Raw genomic sequence first — 12,781 nt, 5'->3', positions numbered from 1 at the left:
CGTTAACTGCGATGCGCCTCAAGTAAAATTCGTGTAGAGAGATCTTGGCTTAATTCTACAGCGGAAAATCCAGATCGAAAGCGTCCCGCTAATTTGCCGTCAGGGCTGATAAGTGAAAAAGTTGTAGAGTGCGTTACGTTGTAGTCTTCTTCACTCGGCAGCACTTTAAATTGTACACCCAAGCTATCCGCCAACTTTGTTAACTGCTTTTCATCACCAGTCACGCCCAAGAACTCAGGATTAAAATGCTTAACATATTGATCTAGCTCACTGAGTTTATCTCTACTTGGGTCAACAGATACAAAAACTATTTGTATCTGATCTGAAAGTTTCTGCTGTTCTAAGAGATATGCTAGGTTTGTCAGTTCCAACATGCTGGTTGGGCAGATATCTGGACAGTTCAAATATCCAAACACCACCACATGCCATTGTTTACGCATTGATGCCTCGCTAATGGTACCTGAAGCAGAAACCAAGCTAAATGTAGAAAGTTGCTTGGGAGTTGATAGCCACTCTACCGTTTTAGTTTGGCCGAGCTTAGGCACTAGTAAAACCAGTAGCAAACCAAGTCCAGTTGCAATTGCGATAAATACGCTCGTATGGATTAGCCTATTCATTGCGGACTCCCTGATAACTTATGTATGACAACCATAATGCGAGTATTGCGGGCAAGGTGACGCCAGCAAAGTCTTGTAGCAAAGACTCCGGTCCACAAATTCCGACTAGCACTTCCCAAATGTGGAAAATGGCATGTCCAGTAAGCCATGCTGCTGGTAATAGCCACAGTGAAAATCGCAACGACTTATAGATAGCGCCAACGATAAAAGTGACCCCCATCAGAGTGTAAATGATGCCAATGTCTCGCAAAAAGTGTTGATTAAACGGACCTCTATCAGGCACTCCTGGGATTAACCAATACCAAGATTCCGGAGCAAGGATCATGAATAAGCCATTGGCAAATGATAAGACTCCAAGCAAAGCTGCAGTGTAGAAGACTATCGATTTAGTCATGATGTGAACCTACAAGTTGCGGATTTTTCTTGGGCACCACCGGTTCATCATTTAACACCACACGAGAGCAGGTTTTACCATGGCCTAGCGTGTACTTTAAAGCCGGATAAACACGAGTCGAACAGATGCCGTAGGCTATGGTAATTAACCCTTTTTCTCCCCAAAGCTCGATAATTTGTTGCCTTAATTCATCGGCTTCAGGATTATGAGCTAACACCAATTCGGTGAATCTGACGACTAATGAAATAGCACTGGGTAACTTTTCCAAGTCACGGTCAACAATGGCTTTTACTAATACACTGTCCACATTTGCCTCAACTGCCATATTGACGATGAGTTGAGTACAAGGTCCGCAATCATCCCAAATAATTGCTCTTATCCGTGCGGCATAGAGAGCTTCAACGGGCAAGTTACCCTTGTGAGTTGACATAGTTTGAAATGCCATAAACTTCATAAATGCACCTAAGTCTGTGCGCAAAATATCTTGCATATACGTGACATCGTAGTCATAGCGTTTTTTCATCGATAACAGTGATTGATTTAATAAATACTTAATCATTTTCAGTCCTTTTGAATTAAAAGATTGGATTGTAGTAGGGTAGACTTTGCGGCTTTTTCCAAGGCGTAAACGGGTTTGTAAAGCAGAAGCACGCAGGCGAAGAATAATGAGGCTAACACCGAAAACACATTGCTGTAATCGCCATGATCGAGTAACGCTGAAGCGAGCAATGGACCACTGGCAAGCCCCACGGATGAGAACGCTGCAGCAACGGTTGCTAATCTACCGCTAGCATCTATTTCAGCCGTTACTGCTAATAAATAAGCTTGTACAGCAGGCCAAGAGAAAAACAATAATGCCATGGCAATAAGGTAGATGTCTGCCGTAAAGCTGGTTAGACAAAGCATGGCTGCTGAAGTGACAGACATTGAAATACATATGATAAGCCAGAACAGACGTCCAATACGTTTGCTGCTGAACATCGGAAGCAGTGCACCTAATAGGCCTAACAGACCTGTAGTGGATATGTAGGTTGCAATATCAGCGTCGCTAAACCCAACATTGCGGCCTACTAAACCAATGTAGGCGTATGCACCATTTGCTGCACTGTTATATAGAGTAAAGGCGAGTAGCAACAACACAATATGAAGTAAGCTTTGCTTGGCTTTATTACCTGGTTTACTGTCTGACTTTGTCTTGTCCGGTGTCGGTAGAAATCGCAGTAGAAAGGTAGCTAATACAACCAGCACGGACATGACATAAAAAACCGCGTGCGCATCTATATATGATTCCAGTGATGGCAGCGCAAATATTACGACTGAACCTATAATAAATTGTAGAAACAGTAAACTACCAAACGCACGGTCTGGATTATTTAATTTGGCGAGAATGGCAAACCCAGTTCCGACACATATACCACCGATCATACCAGCAACTGTCCGCCAAATTACCAGATAGTGGTAATTTTCAAACCACGCCGTTACAAAGTCCATTACAGCGAGCAACGCAAATAGAGGTAGCAACAAAGATTTCCACGGAACTTTACAAATTATAAAGGCGGCAAACAAAGTTCCTATTAGGCCTCCGTACCCGTTTGCTGCGACAATTTGACCAGCTTCGACATCGCTAAAGCCGATGTCACCGGCTAATGCATTTACCACTCCCGGCAAAAAATTGATATAAGCCAGTCCAGCCATGGCAATAAATGCAAACATAAAGTAGAGAAGGTTTTTTTCACTGTCGAGTTTAACTGATGATTGCGTATTCAACGTCGTTCCTCATATCCGGTTATAAAACGTTGCACGTAGTTTATGGTCATGAAAATCATAGAAAAATAGCAAGTTAATCAAAACAGTCGTGAATAGTATTCATGAATACTCGTGCTATAGTGGTAGCGATGCAGTTAAGGAGAACAACATGGATAAATTGCGTTCATTAGAAATATTTCTCGCAACATGCGATGGTGGCAGCTTTGCCGCTGCAGCTAAGCTTTGTGACACTGATCCCTCAACGGTTAGCAAAGCGATTGGTAGATTAGAAACCAAACTCGGCTTGACCTTGTTTCAACGTTCAACCAGACGCTTGAAGATCACGCCAGCGGGCCAACGTTATGCAGACACAGTAAGAAAAACGTTGCTGGATTTGAATGCGTGTGAAGACGAAATAAAATCTATGAATAATGAGCCAAAGGGAACCCTGCGGATCAGCTCAGCAGTGTGTTATGGACACCTATACTTACGCCCACTACTGAAAGCCTTTTGCGAACAATACCCAGAAATTAGACTAGAGATTGAAATCAATGATTTGCATGTTGATGTGATCGAGAATGAAACAGATATTGCGCTGAGAACGGGCTATGTGAAAGACAGTAGACTTATAGCTAGGCGGCTAAGTCCTATGGATTTTCTGACTTGTGTGTCTCCGAAGTATCTGAATAAGCATGGTATTCCAAAGGTTGCAAATGACTTTCATCAGCATGCATGGATAGGTTTTAAAATAAAAGAAACGCAGCAACTACAGCCCATATTTCTGCCTAATGAACAGGGTATCTATGAACCGTTTGAACTGACAAGAACCCATATCACCGATGATGGAGAAACTATGGCGCATATGTGCGTGGATGGACTTGGCTTTGCCCAGCTACCGCATTTTTTAGCTAAGCAAGGGGTAGAAAGTGGCGAATTAGTGTCGTTATATCCGTGTTTTCGTCCCCCACAAGTTGAAAATGGCGTATTTGTTATCTACCCGAAAAGAGAGTATCTACCGGAAAAAGTCAGAGTATTCATCGAATTCGTTACTGACTATTTGGAGTCTAACGGAGAGGGGACTAACCATACTTGGGCAGAAAATTGGCAACCTTTGCTTGATGTTCGTTAGTACATCAGGATGACTTGTTTGTAACAGACATAGCCAAGGTATTAGGCATTATGATTTTGCATTGATCTGAAGCAAGTATCACTTCATTTGTTACAAATGTAACTTTTATGTTTATCTTTGTTTTCTTATGAGTTTTTATATGCGAATATTTTCTGGGTTTAGAAGGGATGTTGTTTCTAAACCAATATATTGAATAGAAAATGCACTCATAAGTGTTTTCTAAACTATAAAATTAAACTAGTTATGTTAAAGGAAATAGAATGGCTATAAATCGTATTGAAGTAGTGATCGATTGTGAAGCAATAGAGCACGGTGCAGAGATCAGTCGCTCAGTAAATATGTATGCTTCACCAGACATTGTCGTGAACAATTCTCAAGGCTCGAACGAACTTCATGTTCAAGTTAATAACGATGACATCTTACGTTGGTACGCCTATCCAAAGGTTGTGCAGCCTGAAGGAAGTGAAGAAAACTACGCGGTGATAATTTCAGCGAAACATGATTGGGAAGCGGATACGTTGCTAAAAGATTGGACTGCTTACCAAGGCAACATGCCGGTATACGTTTATTCGCGTGATGCAGAGCACATGTCACAAGACACCGACGTTGACACTCAACGTGTTACTGGTTATCAGCCTTTCGTCCAAGCAACGGCAACTTTACCTGGTCGTCCAGATCCAGGCACTTCACGTGAAGAGTCATATTCTTTTTACGTAAAAGTATATAAGGGTACAACGCTACTTAAAGAAATCTTCTGGGACCCGCATGTCAATGTGGTACAACCATAACAACCGTAAGTAATGTTGCTATAACTAAAAGGCTACGAAGTAGCCTTTTTAGATCTTGGTTCATGACATGTTCGAAAACAGCATTACCAATAACAAGGACCATTTCACCTCAAGATGTTTATTTTCATTTTATAAATTATAAGTTCTTTTTGTTATCTTTTTATTTTCATTGAAACAAAAATGTCACAATGTATAATAATGTCCCTTTTTTAGTGTTATTGCACTAATTGTTAAGTTGTATTTACTTAAAGGATTGCAAATGAAAATAAAAACCGTGGCAGTGATTACCACTTTATTATGTTCTTCATCAACCTTAGCGTTTACGCAGTTTGCGGGACAGGGTGTAATGCCAATGGGGCATGAATGGCTTACTCGAACTGCGGCCTTAGAAGTCCTTGATGCTGAACATATTATTTCTACTGATCCCAACGACCCAAGAATCACTTGGCAGTTTGGATTAGCTAAAAATCTCGATTTATCAAACGCGACTGAAGCAGTCGAACGATTACAACAAAAAATTAATAATAATCGTGACTATCAACCTAAATATGATGGGATTTATTCAGCAATTGTCGGAGAGCGATGGGTTGATATCGCCGGGTTCAATGTCACTAATGCAAGCACGGATCCCACAGGACCAAACTGTTTCAGCGCTGTGTCACAAGAACCTGCTGACATTCAACAAGACCACTTTATGCGCCGTTATGACGACGTTGGCGGACAGGGCGGGGTAGATGCCGCTTATCGTGGTCAACAACGCTTTATTCAGCATTTTGTTGATGCGGCAATGGCTAAACAAAAACGTATAAAAGTCTGGGATGGCGGAGGTTATGCAGCAGAAGTTGAGGTCGATCATAACTACTTCTTGTTTGGCCGCGCCGTGCATTTATTTCAAGACTCATTTAGTCCAGAACACACCGTGAGATTACCAGATGATAACTATGAAAAAGTCTGGCAGGTCAAAGCATATCTATGTTCTGAAGGGGCCGAACAACACACTCACGATACAAAAGAAGTATTGAACTATCAAAGTGGTGATGTGATTTGGCAGCCTGATACTCGGCTTGAATCAGGCTGGGATTCTTACCAGATTAGCAGCATGAAACCGGTTGCAGTTGTCGCGCTAGAAGCGAGTAAAGATCTGTGGGCGGCATTTTTTAGGACTATGTCTATTCCTCATGGAGAAAGAGAACAATACGCACAGCGAGAGGCACAGCAACTGGTTAATAACTGGCTGTCTTTCGATGAACACGCGATGCTGACTTGGTATGATGATGAAGCGCGTCGTGATCACACTTATGTGCTGGCACCAAACGATACAGGCAAAGGGAAGACGCTTGAAGCATGCATGGCAGAATTAAATGTCGGTACGACCAATCAACTGGAAAGAGTTGCACAACTTGAAGCGGAGCGTCGTCAATGTTTGTACAATGTTGAAGCACAGCCCGGATACGAGGACTTAAACGATCCACACTTGGATATTCCTTATAACTGGCGTTGGAAGTCGGTAACTTGGCAACAGCCTAGTGGTCAATGGCAATACCCACAGCTCAAAGCGGACCTAGGTGAGCATGTAAAATTTAGGTCACCAGTGAACAATCAATACCTACACGTATCTGAAATAACAAATGACGCTGAGATTAAGACGTCTTCTCATCAAGCAACTGAGTTTGTTCAGGTGACAAGAAATGATGGAAACCATTACTTTAGAAGCGTGCAGGCCCCAGACTTATTCTTAAGTTACAGTGCAGGAGCTTCAGGTTATTTAAAATTATGGGACTCTCCAAAACAAGCTGCTTATCAACTTATTTACCAAGGTGGACTTTGGAATATTAAAAATACCTATTGGCAACAATATGTGTGGTTTAATGAAAGTGAAGAACGCCCTGAACTAAATCGTCACGGTGATGAAAACAGCTTAAACGCAAAATGGAGTGTTGAACACTAGACTTGTGTGGATGATAGCCCTGTAGGGCTGTCATCTTACAGCTGCTTTAGCTTAAGTTGGCATTAAACTGTGTTTTATGTGAAGATGGAGATTAAGTCTTTCAGGGTGTTCATGATACTCCTAGGGACTTTAGGAAATAATAATAATAGGGAGAAATTTATGTCTAATTTTGAACAAACACCTCAAGCGCTTTCTGCCCGAGACGAAGCCGCGAAATTAAATGCACTTATTGCCTATGGCCTAATGATTGCTGGGCTGTTCACAGGAGTCTTTTGGATCATTGGTGCTGTTTGGGCCATGGTGAAAAAAGCAGATGCGCAAGGCACTGTATTTGAAGACCACTACTCAAATATCATTTCGATTTTTTGGTGGGGTTTGGGCTTGTCGATAGTTGGGTTTATATTATTGTTTTTTATTATTGGCTATTTCATATTGGTTGGTGTGTGGGTTTGGTCAATTTTCAAAATAATTAAAGGCCTTGCTCAGATCACTTCCAATAAGTCGTATCATAATTCCTCAGGTCGATATTAATAGTTATACACTCATTCTTAATTGATATAAACCGCTCTGATTTTTAATCATCCAAGTTGAGGTGACAGTCGTCACCTCATAAATTTATTGTTTCATTGGTCGTCATGTTAATCTCCTTCTACTGATAAAGTACCTGAAAACAACACATGAAAAACAATGTCCTTTATCAGTCAGCTAAAGACAGAGCAAAATTAACAGTGGTCTTCGTTGCGACGTCATTGTTATTTTTGTTTGTGGGTACTGTATCTGAAGGTGTTGGAATGGTTGGGTTATTGTTACTACTTGGTTCTGTCGTGACATCGCTCGTTCTGATAGTCATTTCTTTGCTCGGATTATTGTTAAACAAAAAGTTAGTCTACTTAGGTTATCTCGCATTGGGATTGTTGGCATCGGTAGTACCATTGGCGGCAGGCGTTTATTATTTTGCGCCAACAGGTATTTAAGTTATTTTCAACAACGTGACACCACGACGTAAGTAGTTGTATTTTTATTTGGCTTCACCCTTTAGTAGTGAACCAAGCAAGCTGATGCTTCAGAACTAAAATAAAACTTTAAATGTTGCGCCGCCTAGTTCGTTTTTACATTCCACGGTTAACTTGGCATTATGCAAATCGACTACTTCTTTGACAATAGCTAGCCCAAGCCCGCTGCCGGTTAGCGAAGATTGTTCCTGACGCCAAAAACGTTCGAACAGCTTTTCATAGTTTTGCTCATTTATACCCGGTCCGTTATCAGCCACTTCAATTAAATTATGGGTGGCACGAATGACGACTGTAGCGTTGTCATTGCTGTGACGCAGGCCATTTTCAATAAGGTTTTTAACCATAATATGGACCGCCGCTTTGTCTGCGACAATTTTGTGACCGGCATGCTCATCTGGCTCAAACTCAAGCTCTTTATCAAGCGACAGAGCTAGCGGTGCCAGCATCATGCAGGCTTCTTGTGCCAATTCAAGGACGCTTAATTCTGTCTTTTCATAACCAAGGCGACTTTGTGCACGAGACAAGTCCAGTAATTGCTGCACAACACGGGTCATATAGCTCACGTCGGTTAGCACCCCTGCATTGGTTGCTGGGTCGAGCTTTGCGAGTTGTACTCGGGTATTCAAAACGGCTAACGGAGTTTTTAGCTCATGCGCAGCATTGGCAACAAAACGCCTTTGTTCATCGAACCCGGCTTCTACACGCGTCATAGCTTGGTTTAGAGAGTTAATGATGGGCTGAATTTCTACCGGTAAACCTTCAGAGCTCAAACGAAAACTGAGTTGCTCTGGCGTAATTTCTTCTAACTGACTGGCGACTTTACGAACCGGTCTCACGATAGAGCGGATCGACAAAAATCCCACTACCATGAAAACCAAAAAGGCAGCGACCATAGTGACAATCGCAACTTGACTCAATACTGGCATAACCGCTTCGTTTGCGAGCTCACCAATTAAATCATTACGCGCTAAATCAAGATGTAACGGACGAGAATCTAGTTCAAAAGCAATTCGGTAGCGGTCTACACCGTCTAGGTGTGAGTAACCCATGGGTATGGTATCCGACAAAGCAGACATTGCTTCTGAACCAGACTCTGAAAGAGTTGACTTGAATAGGATCTGATTGCTTGCGACATCAACGACCCGAAAAGCGAGGTTATTAAATAGTGCATCGTAACCCCACTTTTCAGCAACATTATCTGTGTAGTATTGCAGCTGGTTGTTCTGGTCGAAATACAAATGTTCTTGAATATCTTCACTCATGCCAAACATGCTGCTTTCAACAGCAAGATTGGCGAAGTTTATCGAGAATAAATACAGTGTGGTACCAATCAATGTAAACACCATGGAGCCGATTATCACAAAGTGAAGATAGATTTTCCGAGCGAGTGATTGTTTTGTGATTTTCATGTCAATATGTACCCAATTCCGCGCAATGTTTTAATTGTCGAACTGGCATTACAAGACTCCAGCTTTTTACGAATGCGGTGGACTGCGACTTGAATCGCATTGTCGGTTACCTCAAATCCTAACGAATAAATAGCGTCGTAAAGCGCATCTTTGCCAACAGTGAGTCCGGCGTTTCTTAATAAATACTCGAGGATGGCAACTTCAGTTTTACCCATGGTTAGGTTTTGTTCGTCAATCATCACTCGGCGTGATTTAGTATCCAACGCGAGGTTGCCCTGAATGAGTAAATTACCAGTGTAACTACTGGGGCGTCTGAGCAAAGCACGAAGGCGAGCTTTTAACTCATCTATAGCAAAGGGTTTGTTAAGGTAATCGTCTGCACCAAGATCGAGTCCTTTTATACGGTCATCAACGCTGCCTCTAGCCGTTAAGATGAGTATTGGAATAGGATTTTTGGTTTGTCGTATGGCTCGAATTACATCGAGCCCATCCTGATCGGGTAAGCCTAAATCTAAAATAATTGCATCGTACTGCCAACTATCCATTAGTGAGAATAGTTGACTCGCATCATTGGCGATATCTGCTGCATGACCATCTTGGTCGATAGCTTGCTGAATAAATTCAGCAAGCTGTCTGTTGTCTTCAGTAATAAGTATACGCATCTGAGGGATGACTTCCTTGCTAAACATTGAACTAAGCATGTTGCAACTCCTCTTGACGCGCTTCACCAATCATTAAGTTCATTAACGCTGGCATCACGAATAGCATCAGAATCGTGGACGTAATCAGACCACCAATAACAGCCCATGCAAGCGGCGGCCAAAGCGGGCTCGCACTGGAAGTTAACGGCAACATACCAACAATAGTTGTTACGGTTGTTACTATAACAGGTCTAATTCGATTTTGAACTGCCAGTTGAATAGCTTGATGGCGGTCTAAACCATTGGCCAAATTCTGCATCGCACTTTCAATTAACAAGATTGCAGTGTTAACGACAATACCTGTAAGCGCTAATACTCCCAAGATAGACATAAACCCAAATGGAATGCCAACTACCGCTAACATCGCTGGAGCACCGAGTATGCCTAATGGAATACTGAGCATAACTAAGAAGGTCAATCTTAAAGAATTGAATTGAATCACCAAGGCGATGAACAGCAGCACCAGGCCCGCAGGTAAGGTCTTAAATAGCGCGTTGTTAGCGTCTTCAGTTTCTTCCATTTCGCCACCAAACTCTAAATAAACGCCATTTTCAGAGGCGATATTCATAAGTGTTGGAGCCAACTCCTCTAGGATCTCTTCTTCATCGAAGCCAGCTTCCACGTCGCTTAGTATGGTAATCACTTTCTGACCATTACGTCGTTGTACGAAAGCTGGAATACCTTCTATTGATGTTTTTGCTAAGGCACTAATTGGTAGCGTGGCACCGTCAGCGAGTACGACCTGTGTATTTAATAGGTCAGTACTACTTTGGCTAGAACTTGGATCACGTAATACTAAACTGATTGGCTCTTGTGTGAAATCGAGTTGGGTAACCGTTAGTCCTGAGCTTCTCCAAGCTGTGTATTGCGTCATTTCATCTTCGGTTAATCCCAATTGCGTTAGCAGCTGCTGGTCAAAGTCTAACGTAAGTTGTGGACTTCCAAAGGTATACTCGCGGCGTAAATTGGTCAGGCCAGATTCTTCTCTAAGCTTGTCTAGTAGTGCTTCGGCTGCTGTTTGCAGTTTTCCAGTGTCACTACCTGATAACCTTAACTCTATCGGACTTTCAATTGGTGGTCCCTGACCAAGTTCACGTGCATTAAGAATAATACTACGATAACGAGGTTTTAGGACTTGGTTAAGTTCGGCCACTAGCTCGTTCATATTGCTATCGAGTGTAGATTCAAATACCACGCGCGCGATATGCGTTTCATTTGGTTGTTGAGCAAGGTTGTAATAAAAACGAGGACCTGAAAATCCAGAGAACACCATAGTGTCGGTTATGTCTTGTCGACGATCCAAGTATTCTGCTATTTCATTTGCAATGGTAGTGGTGGCATCTATATGGCTACCAAAGGGGAGTTGGATATCCACATAAGCTTGATTGCGGTTGGTTTTTGGAAAGAACTCGCCAGGCTGTCCCGGAATACTCATTAACCCAGTAATACCGACTAAACACAGTAGGAAAGTGAGTTTGGTTCTTTGCAAAGAAAAGTTTGCAATTCTAAGGCCAATTTCATCAAGCGTCACCTTAATGGTATTTTGCACCTTGTTGAGAAAAGGAATGTCGATATTTAGCTTTTGAAATACCACAGGAACAAACGTCATTGCGATAAAATAGCTCACCACAATACAGATGATAACCAGCAGTGGAATAGTGGCGATAAAGTCAGCAACGCTGCCTTTTGAGATTAGCATAGGAACGAAAGCAGCAATGGTCGTTAATGTTGCAGATGCCAGTGGTTGCTTTAGTTCAGCGACAGACTTAATTGCTGCTTTGAGGCCTTTTTCGCCGCGCTCTTGATAGTAGGTCATTCGTTCTGCTACCACAATGCAGTTGTCGACCATCAAGCCTAAAGACAATACCATGCCCGCAATGGTCATTTGGTGTATGACGCCATCAAACGAGGTAAATAAAGCCAATGCGCTTAAAGTGATTGCTGGAATAGCGAGACTGACAATAATGGCACTTTGCATGGACATTAGACACAATAGAATAACCGCGACTGCCAAGCTACTTAAAAGTAAAGAGTTTAATAGGCCATCTCGACGCTGTTTTGACCAATCAGGTTGATATAGCTCGATTTTTACAGGTTCACCAATAAAGCGGCTGTTAATCCGTTCAACAGCTGCTTTTATTTGCTGACCGACTTGTTCAACTTGAACTCGATTAGGTGGCAGAGTAATAGCTAAGCCGATCACCTGTTTGCCGTTCATCCAGAATTGTTCTGTTGCAGTTGGATCGACGTCATATTTAATATTTGCGATGCTGGAAAGTGGAATTTCACCGCCATTTACGGTTGCGATAAGTTTGTCACCAATGTGTTGTTCGTTCGCAAGTCTGCTTAGTGGAGACAAGCTGATACTGGTGGTATTTTCTGCTAAAGTTCCCGGAGTAGATTGGCTATTGGATTGTCGTAATCTGGCTGCTATTTGCGCTGGGGTTATTCCAGTTTCAATTAGCTTATCATGGGCATATTCGATTACTAGCTGTTGACTAGGATCGCCAACTAGAGTGACGTTGCGAACAGAACTGAGTCGCAACAGTTCATCTCTCACTTCTATCGCAAGCTCTCTGTCGTTAAGAAGACCGCCACCACTGTCAATAGATAAAACAATTCCCTGTGTATCTTGAGCTCTATCCTGAACGAAAATATGTGCGTTTTCGGCAGACATTTGCATCGGTGCCATACGTTCCTTTATGCGTTGCCAGACAGTTTCTGTATCGTAAACTTCTTCACGCAACTCAATATCGATAATGGCAAAGCCTGCTTTGATACGAGCACTGTAGTTATTGATTTCATCTATCTGACTTAGCACTCTCTCGGTAGGCTTAACTAGTGCGTCATTGAGTTGTTGTACGCTCATTCCAGCACTCGAAATAGAAACGAAGCCGTTACGGTAGGGAAAGTGAGGATCTTCTTGGTTATACGCGCTATTCCATCCTGCAAGCCCTGTCAGGCTAAGAATAATCACGATCCCCAAGATGAGTCGGGTATTGAGATACCATGGAATTGAGTTACTCACGGTGGTTT

Annotated in this window: 12 protein-coding genes; 5 read left to right on the top strand and 7 right to left on the bottom strand. The window is 42.3% G+C overall.

Features of this window, described 5'->3' with window-relative positions:
* Positions 1-2: 2 nt before the first annotated feature.
* From ACSLBF_RS09275 to ACSLBF_RS09260, 4 genes are read right to left on the bottom strand one after another with little or no spacing between them, the layout of a single operon-like run.
* Positions 3-617, bottom strand: a complete 615-nt coding sequence (locus tag ACSLBF_RS09275) for an SCO family protein (protein ID WP_440053136.1) — start codon at positions 615-617, stop codon at positions 3-5.
* A complete protein-coding gene (locus tag ACSLBF_RS09270) occupies positions 610-1,011 on the bottom strand; it encodes a hypothetical protein (protein ID WP_440053135.1) in 402 nt (133 codons plus the stop codon). Before ACSLBF_RS09270 ends, ACSLBF_RS09275 begins: the two co-directional genes overlap by 8 nt.
* A complete protein-coding gene (locus ACSLBF_RS09265; RefSeq protein WP_440053134.1) occupies positions 1,004-1,570 on the bottom strand; it encodes a hypothetical protein in 567 nt (188 codons plus the stop codon). The genes ACSLBF_RS09270 and ACSLBF_RS09265 overlap by 8 nt, the downstream gene beginning before the upstream one ends.
* A gap of 2 nt (positions 1,571-1,572) precedes the next feature.
* Positions 1,573-2,778, bottom strand: coding sequence for an MFS transporter (locus ACSLBF_RS09260; RefSeq protein WP_440053133.1), 1,206 nt, complete (start codon positions 2,776-2,778; stop codon positions 1,573-1,575).
* Positions 2,779-2,926: 148 nt separating this feature from the next.
* On the opposite strand from ACSLBF_RS09260, the gene ACSLBF_RS09255 reads away from it, so the two are divergent.
* The 5 genes from ACSLBF_RS09255 to ACSLBF_RS09235 all read left to right on the top strand — a co-directional run bounded on the left by ACSLBF_RS09255 (position 2,927) and on the right by ACSLBF_RS09235 (position 7,596).
* Positions 2,927-3,886, top strand: a complete 960-nt coding sequence (locus tag ACSLBF_RS09255; protein WP_440053132.1) for a LysR family transcriptional regulator — start codon at positions 2,927-2,929, stop codon at positions 3,884-3,886.
* A gap of 260 nt (positions 3,887-4,146) precedes the next feature.
* Positions 4,147-4,674 carry a hypothetical protein gene (locus ACSLBF_RS09250; protein WP_440053131.1) on the top strand — a complete coding sequence of 176 codons (528 nt, stop codon included), beginning with the start codon at positions 4,147-4,149 and terminating at the stop codon, positions 4,672-4,674.
* 259 nt (positions 4,675-4,933) lie between these two features.
* On the top strand, positions 4,934-6,622 hold the full coding sequence (locus tag ACSLBF_RS09245; protein WP_440053130.1) for a hemolysin D: 1,689 nt from the start codon (positions 4,934-4,936) through the stop codon (positions 6,620-6,622).
* A 159-nt stretch (positions 6,623-6,781) separates the two neighbouring features.
* Entirely contained in the window at positions 6,782-7,153 is a 372-nt protein-coding gene (locus ACSLBF_RS09240) for a DUF4870 family protein (protein ID WP_440053129.1), read from the top strand.
* Between the two features lie 146 nt (positions 7,154-7,299).
* Positions 7,300-7,596, top strand: a complete 297-nt coding sequence (locus ACSLBF_RS09235; protein ID WP_440053128.1) for a hypothetical protein — start codon at positions 7,300-7,302, stop codon at positions 7,594-7,596.
* Positions 7,597-7,691: 95 nt separating this feature from the next.
* Here the strand turns inward: ACSLBF_RS09235 and ACSLBF_RS09230 are convergent, their stop codons facing one another.
* From ACSLBF_RS09230 to ACSLBF_RS09220, 3 genes are read right to left on the bottom strand one after another with little or no spacing between them, the layout of a single operon-like run.
* Positions 7,692-9,044: a sensor histidine kinase gene (locus tag ACSLBF_RS09230; RefSeq protein ID WP_440053127.1), complete on the bottom strand. Its 1,353-nt coding sequence runs from the start codon at positions 9,042-9,044 to the stop codon at positions 7,692-7,694.
* On the bottom strand, positions 9,041-9,706 hold the full coding sequence (locus ACSLBF_RS09225) for a response regulator (RefSeq protein ID WP_440056211.1): 666 nt from the start codon (positions 9,704-9,706) through the stop codon (positions 9,041-9,043). Before ACSLBF_RS09225 ends, ACSLBF_RS09230 begins: the two co-directional genes overlap by 4 nt.
* Before the next feature lie 31 nt (positions 9,707-9,737).
* Positions 9,738-12,773 carry an efflux RND transporter permease subunit gene (locus ACSLBF_RS09220; RefSeq protein ID WP_440053126.1) on the bottom strand — a complete coding sequence of 1,012 codons (3,036 nt, stop codon included), beginning with the start codon at positions 12,771-12,773 and terminating at the stop codon, positions 9,738-9,740.
* Between the last annotated feature and the right edge of the window lie 8 nt (positions 12,774-12,781).

It is taken from the genome of Pseudoalteromonas sp. T1lg65 (assembly GCF_051930985.1).
Lineage (GTDB): Bacteria > Pseudomonadota > Gammaproteobacteria > Enterobacterales > Alteromonadaceae > Pseudoalteromonas.
This window is presented reverse-complemented; position numbering and strand designations above follow the sequence as displayed.

What these genes read in the sequence shown, in the direction of transcription:
- ACSLBF_RS09270 (WP_440053135.1), bottom strand. Translation starts at nt 1,011, where the DNA reads ATGACTAAATCGATAGTCTTCTACACTGCAGCTTTGCTTGGAGTCTTA.
- ACSLBF_RS09225 (WP_440056211.1), bottom strand. Translation starts at nt 9,706, where the DNA reads ATGCGTATACTTATTACTGAAGACAACAGACAGCTTGCTGAATTTATT.
- ACSLBF_RS09245 (WP_440053130.1), top strand. Translation starts at nt 4,934, where the DNA reads ATGAAAATAAAAACCGTGGCAGTGATTACCACTTTATTATGTTCTTCA.
- ACSLBF_RS09265 (WP_440053134.1), bottom strand. Translation starts at nt 1,570, where the DNA reads ATGATTAAGTATTTATTAAATCAATCACTGTTATCGATGAAAAAACGC.
- ACSLBF_RS09240 (WP_440053129.1), top strand. Translation starts at nt 6,782, where the DNA reads ATGTCTAATTTTGAACAAACACCTCAAGCGCTTTCTGCCCGAGACGAA.
- ACSLBF_RS09250 (WP_440053131.1), top strand. Translation starts at nt 4,147, where the DNA reads ATGGCTATAAATCGTATTGAAGTAGTGATCGATTGTGAAGCAATAGAG.
- ACSLBF_RS09255 (WP_440053132.1), top strand. Translation starts at nt 2,927, where the DNA reads ATGGATAAATTGCGTTCATTAGAAATATTTCTCGCAACATGCGATGGT.
- ACSLBF_RS09230 (WP_440053127.1), bottom strand. Translation starts at nt 9,044, where the DNA reads ATGAAAATCACAAAACAATCACTCGCTCGGAAAATCTATCTTCACTTT.
- ACSLBF_RS09275 (WP_440053136.1), bottom strand. Translation starts at nt 617, where the DNA reads ATGAATAGGCTAATCCATACGAGCGTATTTATCGCAATTGCAACTGGA.
- ACSLBF_RS09235 (WP_440053128.1), top strand. Translation starts at nt 7,300, where the DNA reads ATGAAAAACAATGTCCTTTATCAGTCAGCTAAAGACAGAGCAAAATTA.